At 72.8% G+C, this 25,048-nt stretch carries 22 protein-coding genes; 8 read left to right on the top strand and 14 right to left on the bottom strand.

Annotation, left to right across the window (positions count from 1 at the left end; translation table 11 throughout):
- Nucleotides 1-38 precede the first annotated feature (38 nt).
- The 9 genes from BJY16_RS34390 to BJY16_RS34350 all read right to left on the bottom strand — a co-directional run bounded on the left by BJY16_RS34390 (nt 39) and on the right by BJY16_RS34350 (nt 7,298).
- Complete coding sequence (locus tag BJY16_RS34390) at nt 39-1,175, bottom strand: RNA polymerase sigma factor (RefSeq protein WP_185043717.1); 1,137 nt, start codon at nt 1,173-1,175, stop codon at nt 39-41.
- Nucleotides 1,168-1,593: a YciI family protein gene (locus tag BJY16_RS34385; RefSeq protein ID WP_185043716.1), complete on the bottom strand. Its 426-nt coding sequence runs from the start codon at nt 1,591-1,593 to the stop codon at nt 1,168-1,170. Before BJY16_RS34385 ends, BJY16_RS34390 begins: the two co-directional genes overlap by 8 nt.
- A 155-nt stretch (nt 1,594-1,748) precedes the next feature.
- Nucleotides 1,749-2,255 (bottom strand): hypothetical protein, encoded by a 507-nt coding sequence (locus tag BJY16_RS34380; RefSeq protein WP_185043715.1) that lies wholly within the window; start codon nt 2,253-2,255, stop codon nt 1,749-1,751.
- Between the two features lie 117 nt (nt 2,256-2,372).
- Nucleotides 2,373-2,957 (bottom strand): pentapeptide repeat-containing protein, encoded by a 585-nt coding sequence (locus BJY16_RS34375; protein WP_185043714.1) that lies wholly within the window; start codon nt 2,955-2,957, stop codon nt 2,373-2,375.
- A 45-nt stretch (nt 2,958-3,002) separates the two neighbouring features.
- On the bottom strand, nt 3,003-3,689 hold the full coding sequence (locus BJY16_RS34370; RefSeq protein ID WP_185043713.1) for a hypothetical protein: 687 nt from the start codon (nt 3,687-3,689) through the stop codon (nt 3,003-3,005).
- 105 nt (nt 3,690-3,794) lie between these two features.
- Entirely contained in the window at nt 3,795-4,979 is a 1,185-nt protein-coding gene (locus BJY16_RS34365) for an ABC transporter permease (protein WP_185043712.1), read from the bottom strand.
- Nucleotides 4,976-5,662: an ABC transporter ATP-binding protein gene (locus BJY16_RS34360; protein WP_185043711.1), complete on the bottom strand. Its 687-nt coding sequence runs from the start codon at nt 5,660-5,662 to the stop codon at nt 4,976-4,978. The genes BJY16_RS34365 and BJY16_RS34360 overlap by 4 nt, the downstream gene beginning before the upstream one ends.
- Nucleotides 5,659-6,744, bottom strand: a complete 1,086-nt coding sequence (locus tag BJY16_RS34355) for an RND family efflux transporter (protein WP_185043710.1) — start codon at nt 6,742-6,744, stop codon at nt 5,659-5,661. The genes BJY16_RS34360 and BJY16_RS34355 overlap by 4 nt, the downstream gene beginning before the upstream one ends.
- Nucleotides 6,741-7,298 (bottom strand): hypothetical protein, encoded by a 558-nt coding sequence (locus BJY16_RS34350; protein ID WP_185043709.1) that lies wholly within the window; start codon nt 7,296-7,298, stop codon nt 6,741-6,743. The genes BJY16_RS34355 and BJY16_RS34350 overlap by 4 nt, the downstream gene beginning before the upstream one ends.
- A gap of 129 nt (nt 7,299-7,427) precedes the next feature.
- Here BJY16_RS34350 and BJY16_RS48715 point away from each other — a divergent pair, with 129 nt between their 5' ends.
- From BJY16_RS48715 to BJY16_RS34315, 7 genes are all read left to right on the top strand, one after another.
- Nucleotides 7,428-8,750 (top strand): sensor histidine kinase, encoded by a 1,323-nt coding sequence (locus tag BJY16_RS48715; protein ID WP_185043708.1) that lies wholly within the window; start codon nt 7,428-7,430, stop codon nt 8,748-8,750.
- Nucleotides 8,747-9,406 (top strand): response regulator, encoded by a 660-nt coding sequence (locus BJY16_RS34340; RefSeq protein ID WP_185043707.1) that lies wholly within the window; start codon nt 8,747-8,749, stop codon nt 9,404-9,406. Before BJY16_RS48715 ends, BJY16_RS34340 begins: the two co-directional genes overlap by 4 nt.
- Nucleotides 9,407-9,481: 75 nt before the next feature.
- A complete protein-coding gene (locus BJY16_RS34335; RefSeq protein ID WP_185043706.1) occupies nt 9,482-10,984 on the top strand; it encodes a DUF3375 domain-containing protein in 1,503 nt (500 codons plus the stop codon).
- Complete coding sequence (locus BJY16_RS34330) at nt 10,977-11,648, top strand: DUF4194 domain-containing protein (protein ID WP_185043705.1); 672 nt, start codon at nt 10,977-10,979, stop codon at nt 11,646-11,648. Before BJY16_RS34335 ends, BJY16_RS34330 begins: the two co-directional genes overlap by 8 nt.
- Entirely contained in the window at nt 11,645-14,989 is a 3,345-nt protein-coding gene (locus BJY16_RS34325; protein ID WP_185043704.1) for an ATP-binding protein, read from the top strand. Before BJY16_RS34330 ends, BJY16_RS34325 begins: the two co-directional genes overlap by 4 nt.
- On the top strand, nt 14,986-16,215 hold the full coding sequence (locus BJY16_RS34320; protein ID WP_185043703.1) for a Wadjet anti-phage system protein JetD domain-containing protein: 1,230 nt from the start codon (nt 14,986-14,988) through the stop codon (nt 16,213-16,215). The genes BJY16_RS34325 and BJY16_RS34320 overlap by 4 nt, the downstream gene beginning before the upstream one ends.
- Before the next feature lie 65 nt (nt 16,216-16,280).
- Entirely contained in the window at nt 16,281-17,459 is a 1,179-nt protein-coding gene (locus tag BJY16_RS34315; protein ID WP_185043702.1) for an amidohydrolase family protein, read from the top strand.
- 182 nt (nt 17,460-17,641) lie between these two features.
- Here the strand turns inward: BJY16_RS34315 and BJY16_RS34310 are convergent, their stop codons facing one another.
- Nucleotides 17,642-18,481, bottom strand: a complete 840-nt coding sequence (locus BJY16_RS34310) for a patatin-like phospholipase family protein (protein WP_185043701.1) — start codon at nt 18,479-18,481, stop codon at nt 17,642-17,644.
- 50 nt (nt 18,482-18,531) lie between these two features.
- Between BJY16_RS34310 and BJY16_RS34305 the strand changes: the two genes are divergently transcribed.
- Entirely contained in the window at nt 18,532-19,371 is an 840-nt protein-coding gene (locus BJY16_RS34305; protein WP_185043700.1) for an EamA family transporter, read from the top strand.
- Between the two features lie 67 nt (nt 19,372-19,438).
- Here the strand turns inward: BJY16_RS34305 and BJY16_RS34300 are convergent, their stop codons facing one another.
- The 4 genes from BJY16_RS34300 to BJY16_RS34280 all read right to left on the bottom strand — a co-directional run bounded on the left by BJY16_RS34300 (nt 19,439) and on the right by BJY16_RS34280 (nt 25,020).
- Entirely contained in the window at nt 19,439-20,035 is a 597-nt protein-coding gene (locus BJY16_RS34300; protein WP_185043699.1) for a DUF6461 domain-containing protein, read from the bottom strand.
- 167 nt (nt 20,036-20,202) lie between these two features.
- Nucleotides 20,203-22,902: a nickel pincer cofactor biosynthesis protein LarB gene (gene larB / locus BJY16_RS34295; RefSeq protein ID WP_239178013.1), complete on the bottom strand. Its 2,700-nt coding sequence runs from the start codon at nt 22,900-22,902 to the stop codon at nt 20,203-20,205.
- Nucleotides 22,895-23,734 carry an ATP-dependent sacrificial sulfur transferase LarE gene (gene larE, locus BJY16_RS34285; RefSeq protein ID WP_185043698.1) on the bottom strand — a complete coding sequence of 280 codons (840 nt, stop codon included), beginning with the start codon at nt 23,732-23,734 and terminating at the stop codon, nt 22,895-22,897. Before larE ends, larB begins: the two co-directional genes overlap by 8 nt.
- Before the next feature lie 62 nt (nt 23,735-23,796).
- Nucleotides 23,797-25,020: a lactate racemase domain-containing protein gene (locus BJY16_RS34280; RefSeq protein ID WP_185043697.1), complete on the bottom strand. Its 1,224-nt coding sequence runs from the start codon at nt 25,018-25,020 to the stop codon at nt 23,797-23,799.
- Between the last annotated feature and the right edge of the window lie 28 nt (nt 25,021-25,048).

Below are 25,048 nucleotides of genomic sequence, written 5' to 3'. Positions count from 1 at the left end.
GCCTTGGCGGCTGTCCGCCGTACCGGAAAGCGGTGTTGTCAGCGGTTGTTGAGCCGAGCGGCCTGGCGGGTCAGATGATCGCGCTCGGCGATGGTGGTGGCCTTGTGAGCGGCCTCGGCATACAGCCGCGCCGCGGTGTCCAGGTCACCGTCGCGCTCGTGCAGGTAGGCCGCCACCGCCGCATAGCGGGGCAGCGCCGCGTCGAGCCGGCCCAACTCGGCCAGCCCGGCCCGCGCGCCGTCCGCCTCGCCGACCGCGACCGCCCGGTTCAGCAGCACCACCGGGCTGTCGGTCAGTTTCGCCAGCTCGTCGTACCACTCGACGATCTGCACCCAGTCGGTCTCCGCGACGGTCCGCGCGTCCGCGTGCAACGCCGCGATCGCCGCCTGCGCCTGGAACTCGCCGAGCCGGTCCCGGGCCAGCGCCGCCTGCAGGATCGCCACGCCGGACCCGATCATTTCGGTGTCCCAGCGGCCGCGGTCCTGCTCGGCCAGCGGCACCAGACTCCCGTCCGCCCCGGTCCGCGCGTCCCGCCGCGCGTGGTGCAGCAGCATCAGCGCCAGCAGTCCGGCCACCTCCGGGTGGTCGACCGCGGCGGCCAGCTGCCGGGTCAGCCGGATCGCCTCGGCGGCCAGGTCGACGTCGCCGGAATAGCCCTCGTTGAACACCAGGTAGAGCACCCGCAGCACGGTCCCGACGTCGCCGGGCTGGTCGAAGCGGACCGCGCCGACGGTCCGCTTGGCCCGGCTGATCCGCTGCGCCATCGTCGCCTCCGGCACCAGGTAGGCGTCGGCGATCTGCCGGGTGGTCAGGCCGCCGACCGCCCGCAGGGTGAGCGCCACCGCCGACGACGGGGTCAGCGACGGGTGCGCGCAGAGGAAGTAGAGCCGCAGCGTGTCGTCCACCCCGGACACCGGGCCGGGCGCCGGCTGGTCGTCGACCAGGTCCTCGCGCCGGCGCCGGGCGGCGTCCGCCCGGCTGGCGTCCAGGAACTTGCGCCAGGCCGCGGTGACCAGCCAGCCCTTCGGGTCCCGGGGCGGGTCGGCCGGCCACACCCGGAGCGCCTCGACCAGGGCGTCCTGCACGGCGTCCTCGGCCGCCGCGAAGTCAGCTCCGCGGCGGACGAGGATCCCGAGAACACCCGGGATGAGACTCCGCAGGAGCGTCTCATCCACCGTTGTGGCACTCGTCGGTCGCGTTCGGCGTCGCGGTCAGGAACGGCCGCAGCTCCAGCCACTCGTGGATCGGCTTGCCGCCGGCGCCGGGCGCCGCGGACAGCTCACCGGCCAGCTCGACGGCCCGCTCGTAGCTGTCCACGTCGAGCACCATCCACCCGGCGATCAGGTCCTTGGTCTCGGCGAACGGCCCGTCGGTGACCGGCGGCCGGCCCTCGCCGTCGAACCGCACCCAGGTGCCCTCCGGCGCGAGAGCCTGCCCGTCGACATACTCCCCGGTCTTCTCCAGCCGGGCCGCGAAGTCGTTCATGTACTGGATGTGCGCCGAGATCTCCTCCGGCGTCCACTTCTCCATCGGCACGTCGTTGACCGCGCTGGGAGCGCCGCGGTAATGCTTGAGCAGCAGGTACTTCGCCATGATGATCGTTCTCCTCGATCCTGTGCGACCCATTGTGGCCGCCTTCACCCCGAGGACGGAGCCCGCACCGCCGTCTCGACATCCCCGCCGACATTTCTTCGAACTTTTTCCAGCAGCTCTGCCGCGGGCCGGGGCGGCCGGCGTCCGACTGGCGATCAGGGTGCTGGGCAGCGGCCGCCGGGCAGGAGAGGCGTGATGTCCGTCCAGGTCGGGTCTTTCCGGAAATCGGCGTAGGCGGCGATGCAACCGTTAGGGGAGAGGATCGCGTACATGACGGCGCCGGTCGGGGCGGGGTCGCCGGGACGTGCCAGGCGCACACGCACGTAGACCAGGCCCTGATCTCTCAGCACCTGGTAGATGCGTTCCGCATCGGCCTCTGTCGCGGGACGGCGGTGCACGCAAGGCGAGTCCTCCCACGTGCAGATCGAGCCGAGGAGGGTAGGCCATACCGTGGCGATAGTTGTCCGGAGACCGAGATCAGGGTCCTGGAGTCGCTCCACGGAGATGGGGTGGGCCGCGCTCAGGCCGCCGTAGGGGCAGGCAGCGTCGGCCGGAGCGTCGCTGTCGGCGCAGACGTCGGGGCTGCTCGGCTCCGGCTCGGGGTGCTCCTGAGTCCGGAGGAGCACGCCCGCGCCGGCCAGGACCAGAACGGTGATCGCCACCCCGAGGAGGCGTCTGGGTCGTGACGCTGGAGGCTCGCCGGTCGAGAACACGAGCATCCTGATCGACACTGCGCGCCGGTCGTGAAGTCAAATGCGCTCACGACGGCGGAGGACTGCTCAGTCGCGGATCTCCAGGCCCAGAGCCGTGGCGATGGTGATGGCCTGGTCCGGGTTGATGACGGCTCGGCGGATCTGGGTGCGGGCCGGGTCGAGCGACGACAGGTCGCTGCCGCGCAGGTCGCAGCGGGTCAGGTCGGCGCCCTCCAGCAGGGCGCCGGACAGGTCGGCGCCGCGCAGGGTGCCACCGGCGCAGCGGGCGCCGGTCAGGTCGGTCTCCCGCATCCGGGCGCCGGTGAAGGTGGCCCCGCCCAGGTCGGCGCGGCGCAGCGCGGCGAACGACCAGTCCCCGCCGTCGACGGTGAGCAGCTCGAACTCGCACCGCTCGAACACGCTGCCGGTCAGCTTGCACCCGGTGAACGTGGCGTCGAAGAAGTTGCACCCGGTGAACGTGCAGTTCACGAACGCGACGTCGGTCAGCTCGGCGCAGTTGAACCGCGCGTTGCGGAACGTGCAGTCGGTGAACTCGACGCCCTGCAGGGTGATCTCGCAGAAGTCGAGGTCGACGAAGGCGACGCCGTCGTGCGCCTTGCGCTCGCCGACGCCGCTGTCCCAGTCCTCGGTGGTGACGGTGCTCGAAGCCATGACCCCGACCCTAAGGCCGGGGTCCGACAGAAATCGCGCCGCGGGTCAGTTCCTGATGTCCGGGCACTGGTTGGCGTTGCCGGCGCTGCGGCTGGTCCGGGTGAACTTCGCGCCGGTGTACTTGTACTCGTAGGTGTAGTAGATGCTCGGGCAGGACTGGTTGGTGTGCTTGTCGACGCCGTAGGCCTCGATCACCACGGTGCCCTTCTTGACCTTGAGGGTGTCCAGGTAGGGCAGGTCGTCCGGCCCGACGTCCTGGAGCAGGGTGCCGAGCCGCTTCGGCTTGGCCGACGACGAGGCGCCGTCGAAGACGTCCACCACGGTCGGCCAGTAGGAGGTGATCGGCGAGCAGGCGTGCGCGACCAGCGCGTCGAAGGTGCCGTCGCCGTTGACGTCCGCGGTCACCACCTTCTGGATCAGCACCTTCTGCGGCGCGTCGCACGGCTCGAGGTACTTCTTCCAGTCGGCGTCGCTGCCGAGCCCGGCGAGCATGTCCCCGTCGCCGGGGTCGCTGGTGGGCGTGGCCTTCGTCGTCGTCTTCGGCTTTGCCGGGGCCGCCTGGGTGGTGGCCTCGGCCGGCTCGCTGGCCGCCGCGGTCGCCGCCGGCGCGCTGCTGCTCGTGGTGGCGCCGGCGTCGCTGCCGGTCGTGGAGGAAGGACTGCTGGAGCAGGCCGCGGTGAGCGCGAGAGCGCCGAGGGCGACGGACGTGAACAGGCCGGCTCGTTTCAACACGTGATTCCCCGTAGGTAGAGGGGCGGTCGTCCCTTTCGGACCGCCTCGTCAGAGACTCTAGAGAACATCGTGGGAGCGCTCCCTCCCGGAAAAGTGCCACGTCGGTCACATGGTGCGCAGCGCCTCGGTCGGCGACAGCCGGGCGGCCCGCATCGCCGGATAGAGCCCGGCGCACCCGCCGATCAGCACGGCCGCCGCCAGCCCCGCCCCGACCGCCTGGGCCGGGACCAGGGTCTGCCAGCCCCGGGCGGCCGCCATGGCGAAGGTGATCAGCGTCCCGAGCACCACCCCGGCCACGCCGCCACCCACGCCGAGCAGCAGCGACTCGGTCAGGAACTGCGCGCCGACATGCCCGCGGGTGGCGCCCAGGGCACGGCGCAGACCGATTTCGGTACGCCGTTCCAGCACCGAGATGACCAGCACGTTGGCGATCCCGATCCCGCCCACCAGCAGCGCCACCGCGCCCAGCCCGAGCAGTAGCACCGTGGTCCCGCTCGCCACCTCGACCCGGGCGGTGAGCGCCTCGGACGGCCGGCTCACCGCGACCTCCTCGGGGTGCGCCGGATCCGCCGCCCGGCCGAGCAGGCCGGCCACCTCGGTGGTCCGCGAGGTCTCCGCCCGTACGAAGATCCGGGTCGGATGCCCCCGGTACCCGAAGTCGGCCTCGGCGACCGGCGCCCCGATCAGCGCCGCCGCGTCCAGCTCCGGCGCCAGCTCGACCGGCGCGAGCACGCCGACGACGGTGAACCACCGCTCGCCGAGCCACACCCGGGGCTGCCCGCTGACGTCGCCGATGCCCAGCACCGTGGCGGCGTAGTGCCCGAGCACCACCGCCGGATAGCGGATGAGCGCCGGATCCAGGAACCGCCCGTGCGCCACCGCCGCGTCGAGCGTGTCGGCCAGGGCCGGGTCGGCCACCCGGACGGACAGGCCGCCGGTGCGGCCGGACGGGATCCGGTCGTTGCGATAGACCCGGACCGGCAGGGTCGCGGTCGCCGCCGAGGACAACACGCCTTCGGTACGCGCCACCGCCGCCCCCGCCGTCGACGGCAGCTCCGCCTCGTCCCCGCGGGTGGTCCTCCCGTTCGCCACGGTCAGCAGGTTCGTCCCGACCCGGTCGATCTGGGCCAGCACGTCCGCCTGACTGGACCGGGTCACCCCGAGCACCGCCACCATCGCCGCGATCCCGATCGCCACCCCGACGATCGACAGCACCGTCCGGCCCGGCCGGGAGCGCAGCCCGACCGTACTGACCGGCAGCAGATCCGCCGCCCGCAACCGTGACCTCACGACACACCCCCGGAGTCGCGCACCACCCGGCCGTCCTGGATCTCGACCCGGCGGCGCATGGCCGCCGCGATCCGCTCGTCGTGGGTGATCACCACGATCGTCACGCCGTCCGCGTTGAGCTCGTGCAGCAGCTCGACCACCCCGGCACCGGACGCCGAGTCGAGGTTGCCGGTCGGCTCGTCGGCGAGGACCACGGCGGGCCGGCCGACCAGGGCGCGGGCGATCGCCACCCGCTGACGTTCCCCGCCGGACAGGTGCGCGGCCGGGAAGCCGGCCCGGTGGGCGAGCCCGACCCGGTCCAGGGCGTCCCGGGCGGCGCGGCGGCGCTCGGCTCCCGGTACCCCGCGATAGAGCAGGCCGGTGGCCACGTTCTCGGCCGCGGTCAGCCGCTCCAGCAGCACGAACTGCTGGAAGACCACGCCCAGCCGGTGTGCCCGGACCCCGGACAGCTGCCGGTCCCGCAGCTTCTCCACCGGCTCGCCCCCGATGCGCACCGAGCCGGTGGTCGGCCGGTCCAGACCGGCGGCCAGGTTGAGCAGCGTGGTCTTGCCGGAGCCGGACGGGCCGGCGACGGCCACCAGCTCGCCGCGGTGCACCGCGAAGGTGACCCCGCGCAGCGACGCCACCGGCGGTGTGCCGGGATAGACCTTGTGGACGTCACGGAGTTCCAGCACGGCGGTCATGCGGCCGGCACCTCCACGGACTGGCCCTCGGTGAGGCCGCTGGTGATCTCGACCCGGCCGCTGCCCTCGTCGAACGCGCCGAGCTCGACCCGCGTGAGCACGCCCCCGGCCAGCCGGACCTGGTATCCGCCGCCGGGCCGGGCGAGCAGCGCCGCGACCGGTGCGAGCAGCACGTTCTCCCGGGTACGCCCGACGACGTCGACGGTGGCCGGCGCCTCGCTCAGGGCCATGCCGCGGGGCAGCGTCAGCGCGATGGTGACCGGGACGGTCGCCGAGTCCGGGTCCGGCGGCTGATCCTGGTTCTCCGCCGGCGGGGTGCTCGCCACCTGACCGATCTCGGTCACCCGGCCGCGGATCGGGTCGGTGTCCGGGAGGGTGACCTCGACCCGGTCACCGACGTGCACCGAGCCCCGGTCGGCGGTGGACAGCTGGGCGGTCACCGCCCGGCTGGTCGAGGTGCCGGTCAGAACCGTGGTGCCGGGACCGGCCGCGGCGCCCACCCGGACCGGCTGGGTGAGGATCCGCAGCGGGGTGGGCAGGAAGACCACCTGGCCCTGGGTGAGCCGGCCGGTGCGCTGCCACGACTTGCGGCCCCACGACCTCTCCCAGCGGCGGATCGCCCGCGCGGTGGCCACGCTGAAATGCCGGTCGACGGTCATCTCGCGGTCCGGGTCGAAACCCATCACGACCAGGTTGCGCTCCAGCTGCCGGACGTCCGGGCCGTCGGTCATGCCGTACCCGAAATCGCGGTAGGCCGGCACCGAGCCGAGCAGCAAGCGGACCGGATCGTCGGACACCCGGAAGAGGATGCCGCCGCGGCCGATGGTCGCGCCCGGCGCGGCCGAGGCCGTGAGCATGCCCGGCGTGCCCTGGTAATCGGCCTGGTAGGAGCCGATGTACCCGAGCTCGCCGGGGATCTGCGTGGTCTGCGACAGGGTGCCCCGGGTGACCTTGGCGGTGCCGGTGGCGACCTGGGCGGCGGCCGGCGTCGACGGGCCGGGGCCGCCGTGCACGGCATAGGCCACCCCGGCGGCCAGCGGCGCGGTCACCGCGATCGCGATCGCGACGCCGCGGCGGCTCACTTCTTGCCTCCGGCGCCGCCCTTGATCCGGACATCGCCGTTCCAGATCGACTTGCAGGCGTTCTCCGCCTGCTCCCGCACCCGCTGGGACATGCCGTGCTCCACCGAGGTGCCGCTCACGTCGAACTCACCCTGCGCGTTCGGGTCGGGGAAGTCCGGGATGCCGTGCTCCCGGAGGCACTTGGCATACTCGGCCAGCTTGCGCAGGTCGTCGGCGGAGTACTGCTGGCGCGGGCGGAACGCGTTGGGCGGGTACCGGTCCTCGATCGACTGGCACGCCTCGATGATGTCCTGGTGCTTGCGCAGCTCGTCCTTCCAGTTGTAGCCGTCCACAGCCGGGAATTGGAGATATCCCTCCGGGCTGAGCTCGACGTCGGGCATCCGGGTCAGGCCGTGGTCGCGCAGGCACTGCACCCACTCCTGACCGAGGGCGAGCACCTGCTGGCGATCTCCCGCCGAGGCGCTCGGCGAGGCGGCCGGATCGCCGCCGTGGCAGCCGGCCAGCCCGGCCGCCACCACTACACAAAGGAGCACAGTGGACTTAGTTCTGGTCATGGCTTCACCGTGGCCCACCCGGTGATCGATCTCGTCGGACCACGGTCGGTGCTTCGGCCGCCGATGGCACCGCCGATGTAGGACTCTGGTCTGACGCGCTCGGCGGCGCCGATTCCTACGATGAGGGACGTGCCGCGTCGATTGCTGACCGACGCCGGGCTCGCGCTGGCGTTGCTCCTGATGACCCTGGGTCCCTGGCTGGCCTCCTATCTGATGACCGATCAGAAGAAGGCACAGTCCTTGATCCCGGTGGGCTACGCCTGGTGGGTGCTGGCCGGGCTGATCATGGCCGGGCTGCTGCTGCGGCGGCAGAGCCCGCTGCTGGCGCTGGCGCTCGCCGGGGCGGGCGTGTTCGGCCACCTGATCTCGCAGACCAAGTTCCAGCTGCTCGACCTGGCCGCCCTGCCGCTGATGATGTACACGGTGGCCGCCGGCGCCCGGCGACGCCGCACCGCGGTCATCGTGCTCGCCGCCCTGATGAGCCTGACCTACGTGTCGATGCTGATCAACCGGGTCCAGGTCGACGAAGAGACCCTGCGGGCCGAGAAGGACGCGAAGGCGGCGAAGGAGGGCCAGGTCATCGAGCGGACCGTCATCGGATCGACCCGGCCCGCGCAGGCCCCGCACTGGTGGGTCGACCCGGTGGTGGACACCAGCCAGGCCGCGCTGGAGATGTGGCTGCTGCTGGTCGCGGCCTACGCGGTCGGCGACGGGATGCGCAGCCGCCGCGCCCACCTGGCCGCCGTCGAGCAGCGGACCGCCGACCTGGCCCGGGAGGAGCGGCAGCGGGCCGCGCTCGCGGTCGCCGCCGAGCGCACCCGGATCACCCGGGAGCTGCACGACGTCGTCGCGCACGGCATGTCGGTCATGGTGGTCCAGGCGCAGGGCGCCGCCGCCGCGCTCGACCGGCACCCGGAGCGCACCGCCACGGCCCTGCAGCACGTGATTGAAACCGGACGGTCCTCGCTCGCCGAGATGCGCCGGCTGCTCGCCGCCAACCGCACCGTCCCGGCCGAGCTGGCCCCGCTGCCCGGGATCGCGGCGGTGCCCGCGCTCGTCGACCAGCTGCGCTCCGCCGGCATGCGGATCGAGCTGCACATCGACGGGGTGCCCGAGGTGGTGCCGGCCGCCGTCGACCTGTCGGCGTACCGGATCGTCCAGGAGGCGCTGACCAACACCCTGAAACACGCCGGCCCGGCGGCCACCGCCCAGGTCACCCTCTGTTTCGAGCCGGAGCGGCTGCGGGTCGAGGTGCTCGACGACGGCCCCGGGCCGGGCGGCGGCGCGGCCGGTCCCGGGCCGGACGGCCCCGGGGCGGGCGGTGCGGACGGGCACGGGAGCGGGCTGCGCGGGATCGCCGAGCGGGTCACCATGCTGGGTGGCGTGCTGGAGACCGGGCAGCGGCCGGGCGGCGGGTTCCGGCTCGGCGCGCTGCTGCCGGTGACCGGATGAGCGTCCGGGTGGTGCTGGTCGACGACCAGACGCTGGTGCGGACCGGTTTCCGGCTGGTGCTCGACGAGACCGGGGACATCGACGTGGTCGGCGAGGCCGCCGACGGCGCGCAGGCGCTCGACGTGGTGGCCCGCACCCGGCCGGACGTGGTGCTGATGGACGTCCGGATGCCCGGCCTGGACGGCATCGAGGCCACCCGCCGGATCCGGACCGGCCCGCACCCGGCCCGGGTGATCATCCTGACCACCTTCGACCTCGACGAGTACGTGCTGGCCGGGCTGCGCGCCGGGGCCAGCGGCTTCCTGCTCAAGGACGCGCTCGCCGCCGACCTGGTCTCCGCGGTCCGGGTGGTCGCCGCCGGCGAGTCGGTGGCCGCGCCCAGCGTGACCCGGCGGCTGATCGCGCACTACCTGGGCAGCACCCCGCCACGCGCCGCCGCCGACCAGCGGCTCGCCGTCCTCACCGGCCGCGAGCGCGAGGTCCTCACCCTGGTCACCCGCGGCCTGTCGAACCCGGAGATCGCCGCCACCCTGGTGCTCTCGGAGAGCACCGTGAAGACCCACCTCGGCCGGATCCTGGCCAAACTCGACCTGCGCGACCGCGTCCAGGCGGTGATCCTGGGCTACGAGTGCGGCCTGGCCGACCCGGTCCAGTGAGTCCCGGGCCGCCGCTCCTGCGGGAGTTCTGGCCGCTGACCGGCCCGGAGCGGCCCGGCCTTAGGCTGTCTGCTGATGGCTACACGAGGTGTTGAAGGTGCTTATCAGGGTGCGTTGCGGGCGTTCCAGAATCCGATGCTCGCCTTGCTGCACCAGACGCACGCGCCCTTCGTGGTGACGGTGCTGGCGATGGTCTTCACCGCGGAACGGCCGACGGTCGCGGTCGCGGACACGCATGCGGAGATCAACGACGCCCTCGACCAGTTACGGGCCGCGGGCTACGGCGACGAGGACGGCCAGCCTCTGCCGGCGGGCACCGCGCGTGATCTCTGCCGGCAGTGGGTGCAGGCGGGATGGCTGGTCCGGCAGGTGTCCGACGACGATGTCGAGGTGTACCGGCTGTCGGCGTACGGCGTCGGTGCCCTCGAGGTCGCCGGGCGGGTGGGCGGGGCGCGGACCAGGGTGTCCGAGTCGCGGGTCAGAACGCTGCTGGACGCGATCGAGCGACTCGCGCAGGACGCGGACCCGGACCTGATGTCCCGGATGGTGCGCCTGCACGAGGAGATCCAGCAGCGGCAGAAGGAGCTGACACGGCTCGAGAAAGGTGGCGCCGTCGAGACCGTCGCCGACGAGCAGCTGCTCGAAGCGGCCGAGAACGTGCTGCACCTGGCGCGGGAACTGCCCGCGGATTTCGCCCGCGTGGCCGAGTCGATCAAAGCGATTCAGCGCGACGTAGTCGCGGAACTGCGGCACGACGTGCGGCCCACCGGTGAGGTGCTGCGCGAGTACCTGGCGCGCGGTCAGCGGATCTTGGACGCGACACCGGAGGGTCGCGCCTTTGCCGGGGCGTTGCGCCTGATCGGCGACCCGGCGCAGATCGACACCCTGTGGGGGCAGCTGCGTACTGTCCTGCGCCACCGGTTCACCGAGCTGCTGCCGGAGCAGCAGCGGCGCGAGCTGACCGAGATATCGCGGCGGATCGAACAAGGGGTCAAGGAGGTGCTGGCCGCCCAGCGGCAGGCGTCGCACGTGATCACCAGCCAGGTTCGCAACCACGATCCGATGCGGGACCGTCAGGTGGACGAATTGCTGCGGGATGTCATGTCCGGCCTGCACAGGTGGATTCCCGGCTCGCGGCGCGGCGAGGCCGTCGAGCCGCTGCGCCGCTTGCCGGTCGCCGACGTCGGACACCTGCGTCAGCGGATGACCGACCCGCGGCCGCCGCAACCTCCGGCGCCGTTGCGGGACTGGGCGGAGACTGAGGAGATGCCGGCCGTCGACACCCGGGCCTGGGGCGGCCCCCGGTACGCCGAGTTGCACACGCATCTGGCGGCGTTCGCGGGCGGCGCGGCGAGCGTCGATGTCGTGGCCGCGTTCCGCGCGGCGGGTGCGGAGCTCCAGCGGCCGGTCGATCTGCTCGGCCTGCTGGAGATCGCCAACGGTGCGGGGATGACCGAGACGGCCGAGGTCGAGGTGGTCGATACGGTGCGCCCGGACCGGACCCGGCGGCGGTTCGCTCTCGGCGGTGTGGTGGCGGCGAACCCGTTCGGCGCGGACAGGAGCGGTGGCGATGAGTGAGCCGGTCGAGACTGACGACGACTGGTCGGCGGGCGAGGCGGCCGGGTTCATCGATCCGGTTTCGATGGAGGAGGATCCCGCCGAGCTGTTCGCCGGCGACGCGGGCACGCTGGACGCGGATGTCCGCCGGGTGCTGGTCCAGCTGTTGCGGCGCAAGTTCCTGCTCGCCGAGAAGAACCCGGCGCAGTGGCGCACGCTGCTGGAGAACCAGCAGATCATCGAGTCGCGCATGCACGACCTGTTCGTCCGCCTGGTGGTCGACCACGACCGGGGCGTCGCCTACAAGCAGCAGGTGCGATCGGTGGAGCTGGACGTGCCGATCCTGCTCAAGGACGACCCCTACAACCGGGCCGAGACCCTGGTCCTGGTCCACCTGCGCACCGTCTACCAGCGGGAGCGCGGCACGGGCGAGACGTCCGCTCGAGTGGACATCGAGGAACTGGAGCAGACCGTGCTGACCTACTTCGACCCGCACGATCTCAACCTGGCCCGGCGCCAGCAGGAGGTGCGCAACGCGGTGCAGCGGCTCGTCAGTGAGGGCCTGCTCGCCGAGGAGTCGACCGGCCGGTACCGGATCACCCCTCTGGTGGAGGTCGTGCTGAGCAGAGAGAAATTGGCCGAGCTTGACCAGTGGCTGCGCGACCAGGCCAAGGCCACCGCATGAGCATGATCGACACGCTGTTCGGCCTGGTCCCGGCGGCGTCCCGAGGTCAGCAGTGGGTGGCGCGCGACCTGCAACTGGTCAACTGGGGCGGCTACGACGGGTATCACCACGTACGGCTCGCGCCCGGCGCCACCCTGCTGAGCGGCGGTTCCGGATCGGGCAAGTCGACACTGATGGACTCGTACATCGCGTTGCTCATGCCGCACACGACTCCCTTCAACGGGGCGTCCAACGGCGGAGTGGTCGGCCGGCCGCGGGGCAAGGACCAGCGCAACATCCTCTCCTACGCGCGCGGCAAGCTCGACGAGTCACGCACCGACGGGGAGACGAAGCTCCGAGTGCTGCGTGGCGACGGCCGCGACACCTGGTCTGCCATCGCGATGACCTGGGTGGACCACACCGGTGCCGAGTTCACCGCGCTGCGCGCCTGGTACGTCCCGTCGTCCGCCCGCACCCTGGACGACGTCGTGGCGGTACGCGCCACCTGCGACCACGAATATCAGCTGCGAGCGCTGGAGGGCCCGGCGAGCCGGAAGCTCGCCCGCGCCGACGTGGTGGCAACCGGCTTGAACTGGTGCGAGACCGACCGGGACTTCACCGCGCGCCTGCACACCACGCTCGGCATCGGCGCCGCCGGGGACGGGCACAAAGCGGTCGCGTTGCTCGGCCGGATCCAGGCCGGCCAGCAGATCACCACGGTCGACGCCCTGTACAAGACGATGGTCCTGGAGGAGCCTTCCACGCTTGCTACCGCGGACGCGGTGGTGCAGCAGTTCGACGAGCTGTCCGGCACCCGCGCCCGGATGATCACCGCCCGCCAGCAGGTGAAGGCGTTGACCCCGATCCGCGACCACCGGCGCACCATCGACGAAGCGGTGGACCGGTTGCGGTCGATCGATGAGATCGGGTCCTTCACCGACGCGGCGTCGCCCGCCGCGCTGTGGCGTCATCACCGCCGGCTCGACCTGTTGCGCTCGGCAGAAAAGGACCTGGACCAGCGGCACCGCCGCGCCCAGGAGGAGCTGGCGGAGACCAACGCCCTGGTCACCGCGGCCGAGACGCAGCGCGACGGAATCGCCGACACCATTCGCGCCTCGGGTGGGGACCGCATGGACACCGCGCAGCGGGAGATCCGCGTCGTGGAGCAGCGGCTGGCCGAGGTGGAACGCGCCCGGGAGCGACTGGACCGGGTGCTGGTCACGATCGGCGCCTCGGTCTCGACCGGTGCGGACTTCGCCGGGCTGGTCGAGACGGCGCATCGCTCAGTGGCGGACGTCGACGCCCGGCGGACCGCTCAGCAGGCCTACGCCGACGCGATGGCGGAGCGGAAAGCGGCCGAGCAGGAGCTGGAAGCGTTGCGCGCCGAGCACACCGCGGTCAAGGCCCGCCGCGGCAACATCCCGACCGACCTGCACGCGGCACGCGCGGCGTTGGCCGAGGCCGCCGGACTCGGCCCTGAGGACCTGCCGTTCGTCGGCGAGCTGATCGAGGTGCGGACCGAGTTCGAGCCGTGGCGGGAGGCGTTCAACCTGGCGCTCGGCGGATTCGCCACCCGGCTGCTGATCGACATCGGCCGGCTGAACGCGTTCCGCGAGGCGATCAACTCGGTGTCGACCGCGCGGCGGGTCCAGTTCGAGGGCGTCCGCACCGGGCTGCGGGACGAGGTCGGACTCGACGGCAAGACGCTCCCCGGGCGGCTCGACTACCGGCCGTCGCCGTTCACCGCCTGGCTCAAGAGCGAACTCGCCCGCCGGTTCGCGTACGTCTGCGTCGACTCGCCCCGGCTGCTGCCGCAGTACGCCAAGGCCCTCACGATCACCGGCCAGACGTCGGACGGCGGCCGCGGCGCGCACGGCGGTCACGGCCGCGCCAACGTGCTCGGCTTCACGAACAGCAGGACGCTCGCCGAACTCGAGGACCGTAGCACCCGTACGCGCCAGCGCCTCGACGATGCCGTCGCGAGAGTGTCGACGCAGGAGGAGAACCTCGACTCGCTGGAAGCCAGACGCACCGCCTACCAGCTGGTGACTGAGTTCTCGTGGGATCAGGTGGACGTCGATGCGGTGCGGGCGGAACGTGATCGCTGGAACGGCGTCATCGAGGAGATCCGCGCCGGCAACCCGGAGATCGATCAGCTGCAGCGCCAGCTGGACGACCTCAAGCAGCAGGTCAGAGACCTCACCGAGCGTGTCGGCCGGCAGAAGGACACCCGGGACGCCGTGGCGAAGTCCTGGGCGGCCATCGTCGACGAGGTGGATCGCGCCCAGACGGCGCTCGACACGGCCACCGCATCCGGCGTCACCCTCGACGAGGACCACCGGGACTACCTGGAGACCCTTTTCGACAACGACCCGGACAGCGCCGGCCCGGTGGACCTGCTCGCGCAGTTCGACGCGGGAGTGAAACGCGCGACCGAGCGGCTCGACACCGACCGGCGAACCGCGGCGGACTCGATCGGCCGGTCGCGGAAGGCGCTGCTCGACATCTTCTCCACGTTCCTCGAACGCTGGCCGAACCCGAACCTCGGCGTCGACCCGGACGCCTCCTACCGCGACTTCGACCACCTGCTCACCGACCTGGAGTCCAGTGGCCTGCACGAGCTGGAGACGGAGTGGCGGGACAGCCTGCTCAATCTGTCCGGCAACGACCTGACCGGCCTGGACAGCGAACTCGCCGCCGCGGTCCGGGAGATCCGCGACCGGATCGACCCGGTCAACCGCATCCTCGCTGAACTGCCGTTCGCCGACGACGGACACCGGCTGCGCATCGACCCGCAGGAGAGCCACTCCACGACGCGCGCCCGCTTCCGCAAGGAGCTACGCGACGTACGTGCCCTCATCGACAAGGCCGCGACCGAGGATGACCGGGAACGCGCCTATCACCGGATGGCCAGGGTGATCGACCGTATCCGCCGCACCGCGCCGGACTTCGCCGACCTCGTCGACGTGCGCAACCACGTCCGGATCAGCGCCGAGAAGATCGACCTCGACGGCCGGCACGTCGCGGTCTACGACCACATCGGTGAGAAGTCCGGCGGCGAGTCGCAGGAGCTCGTCGCGTTCATCGTCGGCGCCGCACTGCGATACCAGCTGGGTGACGCGGGCGCTGCCCGTCCCCGCTACGCCCCGGTCTTCCTCGACGAGGCGTTGATCAAGGCGGATGCGCATTTCACCGGCCGTGCCATCGGTGCCTGGCGCGGACTGGGCTTCCAACTGGTCATCGGCGCTCCGAACGACAAGCACAGCGCGATCGAACCGCACGTGGACGCGGAGTACGTGATCCTCAAGAATGCGCACGGCCGATCCTGGGCGAAGCTCCTGGTCGGTCTGCCGGACGCATGAGCGCGCTCGTCACCCCGCTCGCCGCGGTCGCGGCGGTCGGCCGCAAGCTCGACCAGAAGTGGGCGGAGGCGGTGTGCGCGGAACTCGGCGCCGGCGACCCCGTCGCATTCTCCGTTCGGCTGCGCCCGGGGGTGCGGACCGGCAGAGCCGTCGAGCAGCTCGGATACACCGCCTGGCACGGGTGGCACATGCAGTGGCGCGACTTCTGCGGCCGGCTCCCCGCCGGTGTGGAAGTCGCCCGGGCCGCGGTGACCGTCCGAGGCGTCACCGGCGACTTCCCGGCCGTGCTGCAGGCGGACCTGGACGGCGCCGCCACGCTCCTCCGCGACACCCGCGACGATGCCGGGCCACCGGCCGTGGACATCGGCCGGGCCCGGGCGCTGGCCTCGGCCCTGCGATCGGCCGGCGCCACCCTCACCCCGGCCACGCTGCGGGCCGTCTACCGCCTTGCCGCCACCGACGTTGACGTCCTGATCAACGCGGTGACCTGGCTGCGCCGGCACCCCGACGCCGGTGATTGGACGCGGCGGCAACTTCCGGTGCCGGGGATGCACACCAAATGGCTCGACACGCACGGCGGGCTGCTGCGCGACGTCGCCGGGCGTGACGTCGACCCACGCCACGCCGCGTCCGGCCGGCGCCGGCACGACGCCTGGACCACCGGGGACGTGCACGACATCGCCTATCAGCCGCGCGTCGTCCTGGTCGTGGAGAACCGCGACTCCCGTCTCTGGTTCCCGCCGGTCAGCGATACGATCGTGGTCGAGGGTGGGGGTAAGGCCGCGGCCGTCCTCCTTGCGAACGTGCCGTGGATCCGCTCCGCGGAGCACGTCGTCTACTGGGGCGACATCGACGCGGACGGGTACGCGATCCTCGACCATTTCCGCGCTGCCCTCGCCGAGCCCGCGCCGGACGGCGCACCGGCCAAACAGGTCTCCTCCATCCTCATGGAAGCCGCTGACCTGCACCAGTACGCGCTGCACGGGGTCAACCACGACAGGGCGGGCCGGCCTATCAAAGCGTCACCGGTGCTCCTGCCGCACCTGACCGAGGCGGAGACCATCGCGTACCACACCATCGCCACCGCCGGCCCCACCCCGTTCCGGCGCATCGAACAGGAGGCCATCCCGCTCACCCACGCCGCAACCCGACTGCTTCAGGTCTTGGCGGGTCAGGCCGGACCCATGCGGAGCGACATGGGCCGGACATTCCGCGAAGACACCTGAAAGGCTCGCAATCGGACCGGGTAGCCGATCGACGGCAGCCGAGCAACCGGCGTCGAATGGTTCTCATGCTGGCTGTGCGAGCCGGCCGGCTCTTCGACGGGGTGAGCGAGCAGCCGGTCGAGAAACCCGCGGTGCTGATCGAGAACGGACGGATCGTCGCCGTCCAGTCCGGCGGCGAGTTGCCCGCCGGCGTCCCGGTCACCGACCTGGGCGCGGTCACCCTGCTGCCCGGCCTGGTCGACACGCATGTCCACTTCGTCTTCGACGCCACCGCCGACCCGGTCAGCGGGCTGGCCACGGCCGGCGACGAGCAGGTGCTGTCCACCATGCGGGCGAACGCGCGGCTCGCCCTCGCCTCCGGCGTCACCACCGCCCGCGACCTCGGCGACCGCGGCTACCTGTCGCTGCGGCTGCGCGCCGAGCTGGCCGCCGACCCGGCCGCCGGCCCGATGCTGCTCGTCGCCGGTCCGCCGATCACCACCGGCCGGGGGCACTGCTGGTTCCTCGGCGGCGGCGTCGAGCCCGGCCCGGACGCGGTCCGGGCCGCGGTGCGTGAACACGCCGAGCACGGCGTCGACGTGATCAAGGTGATGGGTACCGGCGGTGAGCTGACCGAGGGCAGCGCGTCGCACGTGTCCCAGTTCGGCGCGGCCGAGATGCGGGCCGCGGCCGACGAGGCGCACCGGTGCCACCTGCCGGTGACCGTGCATGCGCACGGTGGGGCCGGGATCGCCGACGCGGTCGCCGCCGGCGTCGACATGATCGAGCATGGCACGTTCATGACCGCCGAGGGCGCCGAGGCGGACCCGGCGGTGGTGCGGGCGATCGCCGCGGCCGGCATCCCGATCGGCGCCACGGTCGCCCTGAAACCGGTGCCCGGGGTGTCCCGGCCACCCCGGATCGAGAAGATGCTGCCGCTGCTCATCACGGTGTTCCTGGAGCTGCGGGCGGCCGGGGTGCCGCTGGTGTGCAGCAGCGACGCCGGGATCGGGCCGCTCAAACCGGCCGACGTGCTCGGCTACGGCCCGGCGATGATGGTGGGCCTGCTCGGCATCCCGCCGGTCGAGGCGCTGCGGTCGGTCACCTCGGTCGCGGCGCGGGCGTGCGGGCTGGGCGACCGGAAGGGACGTGTCGCGGCCGGCTACGACGCCGACCTGCTCGCGGTGGCCGGCGACCCGCTGACCGACCCGGGGGCGCTGACCGCGGTGGCGGCCGTCTACCGGGCCGGGATCCGGGTCCGCTGAGGAGCACGGCCGGCTCCCGGCCCGCTCAAGGAGCACGATTGTCTCCCGGCTCGCTGAAGGAGCCGGCCGGGAGCCCGGGCCGCTTTTGACGCCGACCCGGAGCCCGGGCCGCTTTTGACGCCGGCCGGGAGCCCGGATCGCTTTTGGCGCCGGCCGGGAGTTCGATCGCTGGCGGCGTCGGGTCAGGACCAGACCGCGCGTACCGAATCAGCAATGGCCTCGGCCTGCGCCAACCCGGCGCGGACCGACGGACCGCGCCGCGAAGGATCCATGAAGTTGCCGCCGAAAGCCTCGACCGCGGCCTCGTCCGGCTCGATCAGCAGGGTCTTCGGCGCGCCGGTCAGGCCCAGCTCGGTGACGATCCGGTCGCGGCTGAGCATGGCGAGCGGGGCGATCACCACCACCCGCTCCGCGCCGGCCGCCAGGTCGGCACCCGCACCGACCCGGACCCCGCCGTCCATGTAGCGGCGGTCACCGATGGTGATCGGAGGCATCAGGCCGGGCACCGCGCAGCTCGCCGCGACCGCGCTCACCAGCGGCACCCCGGACTTGGCGGTCAGCACCTCGTCCTGCCCGTCGGCCGTGTCCACCACGGTGATCCGCAGATCCCGGTCCGGCCACTCGCGAACCGGCAGGATCGCCTCGATCTGCGCCACGAACGACCGCTCCTCGGGCGTGTCCGCCGCGAGCGCCATCGCGCCGACCTGGGCGCGGGCCTGCTGCGCCGGGATCGACGGGTCGGCCAGCACGGCGAGCGCGGCCAGCCAGCGGCCGTTGCTCCCGCCGCCCCCGCTGCCGCTGCCGCCGGGCCGCGGGGTGACGTCGACCTGCTGCAGCGCGACCGCCGCCTCCAGGTCGATGCCCGCGGCGACCAGCGTGCCGACGACCGAACCGGCCGAGGTGCCGATGATCCTGTCCGCGCCGGTCAGCGGGACGCCGGCCCGCTGCAGACCGCAGAGCAGACCGAGATGCCAGGCGATGCCGGTGACACCGCCGCCGCCGAGAACGAGAGCCTTTGTCATGATCCTGAACGGTAACCAGCCGACGGGGCCGAGAAAAGGGGTGACGCGGGTTGTCCACCGGGATTGTCGTCGCGGTGCTGTTCGCCGCGGTGCTGCACGCCGCCTGGAACGCGATCGCCCACGCGATCCCGGACCGGCTGATCGGCTTCGTGCTGATCCAGGTGGCGGGCGCGGTGATCGCCGTGCCGATGGTGCTGGCCACCCCATTGCCCGCCGCCGGGTCCTGGCCGTGGCTGCTGCTCTCGGTGGCGGTGCACGTCGTCTACCTGGTGCTGCTGATGCGCGGCTACCGGCTCGGCCACTTCAGCCAGGTCTACCCGCTCACCCGGGGCGCGTCGCCGCTGCTGGTGGCCGGCGGCGCCGCGCTGCTGATCGGTGAGGTGCCCGGCCCGGTCCAGTTGCTCGGCGTGGTGATCATCTCGGTGGGCCTGGGCATCCTGGTCTTCGCCGGCGGCGTGCCCGGCCGGGCCCAGCTGCCGTCGATCACCGCGGCGCTGCTCACCGGGGTCAGCATCGCCGCCTACACCACGATCGACGGGATCGGGGTCCGGGCCGCGGGCACCACGGCCGGCTACGCCGGCTGGCTGTTCCTGCTGATGGGACCGGCGATCCCGCTGGTCGCCCTGGCCATGCGCGGCCGCAAGCTGCTCGCCCAGCTCCGCCCGCACCGCACCCTCGGCCTGACCGGCGGCCTGCTCTCGGTCGGCGCCTACGGCCTGGTGCTGTGGGCGCAGACCCGCGGCGCGCTCGCCCCGGTCGCGGCGCTCCGGGAGAGCAGCGTGGTGATCGCCGCGGTGATCGGGGTGGTCCGCTTCGGCGAGCCGTTCGGCCGCTGGCGGATCATCTCCTCGATCCTGGTCGCCGCGGGCGTGGTCCTGGTCAGCGTCTGATTCCCTTTTCGGTACGCCGGTAGGCCCCGCCTCGCGGTACCGCACGGAGCCGCTGGCCAGCTCCGCGTCACACCTTGATCCGCGCCCACGAGTGCGGCCGGCGGAACCAGTCCACGTCGATCCGGAACCCGGTGATCGACTCCATGGTGGCCATCGCGGTCGGCCAGTCCAGGTCGGCGCCCCGCTCGTCACCCTGAGCGTCCAGCTCGTGCAGCGCGCCCAGATGCTCGTTCAGCGCGTCCGGGTCGGCGCCCGACCGCTCCGCGGGCCAGAGCGTGTTCAGCTCGGTCACCAGCTCCCCGCCGGCCAGGTGGCGCAGCAGGTTGTAGTTGTTGATCGCCCAGAACACCTGATCCACGGTCCCGTCCCGACTGAGCCGCCGCAGCCGGTCCAGCTCCTCCAGGCCGACGTCGCTGGGACCGACCAGCAGCACCGCGTCACCCCGCTGCTCGACGAAGACCCGATCGTCCTCCCACGCGACCTCATCCGGCCGGCAGCTCTCCAGCGCTCCCGGATCGCCCCCGATCAGCGACAGCACCGCGTCCACGCCGGCCGGCCGCACCACCGTCCAGAACAGCGACTCCCCGACAACCCAGGGAATGTCGTCCAGCTCCTCAAAGAACCGGACGTAGTGCTCGACCAGCTCCCGCGTCGGCCCTGCCATGATCCACTCCTAGCGCTCGGCAGCGACCCGACCGTATCGCCCGCTGCCCGTTGGCCGCTGCCCGCCGCCTGCCTTTCGCCGCCCGCTGCCCGTCGACTGCCGCTCGCCGCCCTCGCTTGACTCCCTGCCTGCCAATCGCTCCCGAGCCTGGCGGGATGGAGGACGGTTCAGGCCGGCTCGGCTCGGCTTCGGGGCACTGGCCGGCCGGCAACCAGGCCGGCGGCCGCGGCTGCGGTCATGGCCTCCTGCAGCACTGCCCGCTCCGGGCGGCCGGTTCGACGGGCCAGCGTCGCGACATCGTCGAACTCCGGCATGACCTGCAGGATCACGCCGTCGCGGAAGCCGACCTTCACGTTGACCTGGCCGTCGGCGAGGCGGACCGGCACGAAGCGGCGATCGAGCGGGGTCTTGAGCCGCGCGGACTCGCGGACCCCGAGCGTCGAGGTGTGCTCGAACATGTAGTCGCGGAGCGCGGCCGTCCGCTCCGGGGCGGCCAGCACGCAGAGGGTGTGCGCGGGCCGGCCCTTCTTCATCAGGATCGGCACCAGCCAGGCGTCGGCGGCGCCCAGCGCCAGGAGCCCGGCCAGCACGCCCGGCCACAGCCGCGGATCCAGGTCGTCGACGTTGGCCTCCAGAAGCACCGCCGCCTCCGTGCCGTCACCGCGGTCCGTGTCCGAGCGGGCCGAGGTCGTCGCGGCGGCCCGATGGCTGAGAGCGGACCGGTGGGTGGAGGGCGACCGGTCGATAGGGGCGGACCGGTCGATAGTGGCGAAACTGTCGATTCGGGCGGGCCTGTCGGTTGGGGCGGACCTGTCGGTAGCGGTGGACCGGTCGGTGGGGGCGGACCGGTCGGGAGCGGGCGTTCCCAGCAGGACGCGGACGACGTTGGCGCGGTCCGGGCGGTCTCGGCCGCCGGCGCCGACCCCGGTGGTGCCGAGAATCATCGGTGGCAGGTCTTCGCAGGCCGGGGCCAGGACTCGCAGGAGGGCCAGGCCGGTGGGGGTGGCCAGCTCACCGGGGCCGCCCGCCTCGATTGGCCAGCCGCGGGCGAGTTCGGCGGCGGCCGGGACCGGGACCGGCAACCGGCCGTGGGCGCCCCGGACGTGGCCCGAGCCCACGGCCACCCGGCCGGCGGAGACCGACGTGACCCCCAGGTCGTGCAGGGCGGCGCAGACCCCCACCACGTCGGCGATCGAGTCGAGCGCGCCGACCTCGTGGAAGCGCACGTCTCCGGGATCGATGCCGTGCACCCGGCCTTCCGCCTCAGCGAGCCGTGCGAAGACCGCGACGGCCCGGTCCCGGACCGGCCCGGGAAGCTCAGCCGCAGCCAGCAGTGCCCGGATCCCGGTCCAGGTCCGGTGCGGCGGCTCCGCCACCAGCACGTCGACCTGGGCCCGGCCGGCTCGCAACCCGGCCCGGGTCACCTCCCCGAAGCCGATCCGCACCGAACCGGGCACCACCGCGTCAACAGCGGCCTGGACCACGGCAAGGTCCGCGCCGGCGTCGAGCAGGGCTCCGAGCAGCATGTCTCCGGCGACCCCGGCCGACGCGTCGATCCAGGCATGCCGCCCGCCCGGCAACCCCTCTCTCCGAAACGCCGAGATGCCCTGCTGACGCGAGTGATCGGGGATCGCGGCGGCCGTGCGGTGTGGAGGTTGGTTGTCGAGGGCGGCGGGTGCGGTGGACGGGGAAGGCGTGTTGTCGGAGGAGCCCACCGGAAGGCGGCTGGTTGTGGCGAGGCCGGTCATGGCTGGGGCGGCTGCCGCGCCGTGGTCGGGGGTGGCTTGCGCGGCGAGGTCGGTGGCATGGGGAGATCGGCGGGATGGGGCGGGAGTGGACGAATCGGGGTGTGGGGTGTGAGTCCGTGAGGGGCGGACGGCCTCGGCGGGCGAGACCTGGGGCGTTTCCGGCGGTGTGGTGCTGGCGGGATGCTGCGCGGAAGCCCATGGCTGGTGGGTGATGTCGGCGGCGATCTGGGCGGCCAGGTGACCGGCGCCGTAGCCGTTGTCGATGTTGACCACGGCGACGCCCGGGGCGCAGGCGTTCAGCATGGTCAGCAGTGGCGCCAGACCGCCGAGGGCCGCGCCGTAACCGACCGACGTGGGCAGCGCGATCACCGGCGCCGGGATCAGCCCGGCCACGACGCTGGGCAGCGCGCCGTCCATTCCGGCGGCGACCACCACGACCCGGGCGCGGCGCAGCAGGTCGAGACGGCCGAGGATCCGGTGCAGCCCGGCAACGCCGACGTCGACCACCAGCTCGGTCGGTCGCCCGAGGTAACGCGCGGTCAGTTCGGCTTCGCGGGCGGCGCTCAGATCGGAGGTTCCGGCGGCGGCCACCACGACCAGCCCGCCGGACGGTGGTGGGGGAGTGGGCGGCCAGGCGAGCAGCCCTGCGTCGGCGTCGTGGAAGGCGTCCGGCAGTTCGGCGAGCACCGCCGCCGCGTGCTCCGGCTGGGCCCGGGTGAACAGGGTGATCACATCCGGTCGTCCGCGCACGGCCGCCGCGATGCCGGCCACCTGCGCGGCCGTCTTGCCGGCGCAGTAGACCGCCTCCGGATACCCACGCCGCGCCGTCCGTTCCAGATCCAGTTCGGCATAGCGGGGCGCTCCCTGCGCCAGCCCGTCACCAGCGGAGCGGTGGCTGGGCGCTGGCTCCGGGCTAGTGACGGGGTGGTGGTTGCGCGCTTGTTCCGGGCCGGCGGGATGGTGGTTGGGCGCTGGCTCCGGGCCGCCGAGGTGGTGGCTGGTTGTCGGCTCCGGGCGAGCGGGGTGGTGCTCGTCCGGTGTCGGTCCCGGGCCGGGTGTTCCGGCCGGGTGGCTGGTGTGGGCGGGCTGGGCGGGGCCGGGGTTGAGCGGATCAGGCACGGGTGACCTGGACCAACGGCAGCGTGAAGGCGCCGGACTGGATGCCGGCCACGTCGACCGCGGCGAAGCGGAAACCGGCGGCCAGGACCGCCTCGTGCACGGCCTCCCGGAGCGGCGGCGTGACGGCACGAGGCAGATCCGCCACCGGCAGTTCGATGCGGGCGATCTCGCCGTGGTGGCGGACCCGGAGATCGGCGAAGCCCATCCGCCGCAGGGCGGCCTCGGCCTGCTCGATCTGCGCCAGCTTCGCCGGGGTCACCTCGCTGAAGTGCGGGACCCGCGAGGCCAGGCACGGCGCGGCCGGTTTGTCGGCGGACGGCAGGCCGCACGCCCGCGCCAGCCGCCGCACGTCGTCCTTGCGCAGCCCGAGGTCGGTCAGCGGCCGCAGCACCCGATGGGCGGCCGCCGCGCGCGACCCGGGCCGATCCGGCCGGAGGGCGTCGTCGGCGTTCTCCCCGTAGGCGACCGCGTCCACCCGATGCGCGTCGAGCACCTCGTCGCCGATCCGGGTGAACAGCTCGTCCTTGCAGTGGTAGCAGCGGTCCGGCCCGTTGCGCCGGTAGTCCGGCCGGTCGCCCTCGTGGGTGACCACCTCGACCACCGGGACCCCGATCCCGCGGGCGACCTCGTGCGCCGCGGAGCGTTCCGCCGCGGGCAGGCTCGGTGACACCCCGAGCACCGCCAGGACCCGGCCCGGCCCGAGCGCCCGCGCCGACAGGGCGAGCAGCAGCGACGAGTCGACACCGCCGGAGAACGCCACCGCCAGCCGATCAATCCCGGTCAGCAGCCCCGCCAGGCGGGCCACCACCTCGTCGACCTCCGCGCCGTCCATGGTGCTCTCCTCCCGTCGGCGGTCCTCAGCTCACCGCACGATGTCGATCATGACTCGGACACTCACCGCAGGCGGAACAGGATCTCGCCGGCCTGCGGTACCACGAACGAGTCGGCGGCCAGAGCGTCCAGGTCGAGCGTCGCCGGGTCGAGATAGTCGAGGTCGGCGGCCCGGACCACGTGCTCCGGGATCCCGGTGGCCAGGGTGACCCGGACCCGGGGCCGCTCCCCGTCGACCGGATCCCAGGTGCCGGCCCCGCGCAGGTGCGTGGAGTGGGCGAGCACCCCCCAGTGCTGGTCCCGGAACCGATCCCACTGCTTCACGAAGTAGTCCCGGCAGTGGTAGCCGATCTTCTCGATCTCCGGGTGCATCGCCGAGATCCGGGTGATGTGCGGCGCGTAGATGATCACCTCACCGCCGTCCGCGACGATCGGTTCGACCTTGTAGAACCCCTTGGCGCCGGTCCACATGTCGTCGTACTTCTCCGGGATGATCGACAGGACGCGGTGCACCGGCGCCTCCAGGTACTGCACGTGGGTGACCGCGGAGACGTCCGCGCACGCCGCCCACGCGGACTCCGGCTCGCCGAACGACATCGCGTGCAGCGCCCCGGTCCCCGACTCGACCACCAGGCACAACGCCAGCCGCTGCGACGGGATCATCGCCGCCGCCTCGTCGATCAGCGCCCGCACCGGCGTGATCCCGCGGGTCCCGATGATCTCGGCGCTGCTGATCAGCGCGCCCAGCCAGTGCGAGAAGTCGATGATCTCCTGGCCGGCGATCCCGGGGAAGAAGTACTTGTTGCCGCCGGAGAAGCCGACCACCTCGTGCGGGAAGACCGGCCCGATCACCAGGCAGACGTCGTGCTCGACGACCGCCCGGTTCAGCGCCACCTCGATCGGCTGCGCCATCCTGCCCTCGGACAGCTCGGCCACCCGGGACGCGCCGATCCGGCCGAGCGAGACCAGCCGCTCGGGCAGCCACCACTCGTGGTTGCGGATCTCGAAGCCCGGGTACGGCCCGCCCAGGTGCTTGGCCAGCTGGGCCTGCGACATCGGGGCGTGCGTGCCCAGGGCGATCAGCACGGTCACCGCGGCGGCCCGCCCGTGCAGCGGCTCGTGCAGCGCGCCGAGCAGCAGCGGGAGCGGGCAGCTGCGGGTCGCGTCCGGCACGATCACGCACACCCGGCGGCCGTCCACGTCCGCCTCGGCGAGCCGGTCACGGACGAATGCGCGTACCTCAGCATCGCCCAGAACGCGCCCAGCGGCGCCGATCGTTGCAGCCATCCCTGAACCTTGCGACGCGGCCGGAACG

The organism is Actinoplanes octamycinicus, from assembly GCF_014205225.1.
Classification (GTDB): Bacteria; Actinomycetota; Actinomycetes; order Mycobacteriales; family Micromonosporaceae; genus Actinoplanes; species Actinoplanes octamycinicus.
Note: the sequence above shows the minus strand (reverse complement) of the source record. Positions and strands in the feature narration are given on the sequence as shown.

Bases quoted from the DNA above. Each gene is read 5' to 3' on its own strand.
- BJY16_RS34385 (WP_185043716.1), bottom strand. From the start codon at position 1,593: ATGGCGAAGTACCTGCTGCTCAAGCATTACCGCGGCGCTCCCAGCGCG.
- BJY16_RS34375 (WP_185043714.1), bottom strand. From the start codon at position 2,957: ATGGCTTCGAGCACCGTCACCACCGAGGACTGGGACAGCGGCGTCGGC.
- BJY16_RS34360 (WP_185043711.1), bottom strand. From the start codon at position 5,662: ATGACCGCCGTGCTGGAACTCCGTGACGTCCACAAGGTCTATCCCGGC.
- BJY16_RS34350 (WP_185043709.1), bottom strand. From the start codon at position 7,298: ATGACCAGAACTAAGTCCACTGTGCTCCTTTGTGTAGTGGTGGCGGCC.
- BJY16_RS34340 (WP_185043707.1), top strand. From the start codon at position 8,747: ATGAGCGTCCGGGTGGTGCTGGTCGACGACCAGACGCTGGTGCGGACC.
- BJY16_RS34335 (WP_185043706.1), top strand. From the start codon at position 9,482: ATGGCTACACGAGGTGTTGAAGGTGCTTATCAGGGTGCGTTGCGGGCG.
- BJY16_RS34330 (WP_185043705.1), top strand. From the start codon at position 10,977: ATGAGTGAGCCGGTCGAGACTGACGACGACTGGTCGGCGGGCGAGGCG.
- BJY16_RS34325 (WP_185043704.1), top strand. From the start codon at position 11,645: ATGAGCATGATCGACACGCTGTTCGGCCTGGTCCCGGCGGCGTCCCGA.
- BJY16_RS34320 (WP_185043703.1), top strand. From the start codon at position 14,986: ATGAGCGCGCTCGTCACCCCGCTCGCCGCGGTCGCGGCGGTCGGCCGC.
- BJY16_RS34315 (WP_185043702.1), top strand. From the start codon at position 16,281: ATGCTGGCTGTGCGAGCCGGCCGGCTCTTCGACGGGGTGAGCGAGCAG.
- BJY16_RS34310 (WP_185043701.1), bottom strand. From the start codon at position 18,481: ATGACAAAGGCTCTCGTTCTCGGCGGCGGCGGTGTCACCGGCATCGCC.
- BJY16_RS34300 (WP_185043699.1), bottom strand. From the start codon at position 20,035: ATGGCAGGGCCGACGCGGGAGCTGGTCGAGCACTACGTCCGGTTCTTT.
- larE (WP_185043698.1), bottom strand. From the start codon at position 23,734: ATGGACGGCGCGGAGGTCGACGAGGTGGTGGCCCGCCTGGCGGGGCTG.
- BJY16_RS34280 (WP_185043697.1), bottom strand. From the start codon at position 25,020: ATGGCTGCAACGATCGGCGCCGCTGGGCGCGTTCTGGGCGATGCTGAG.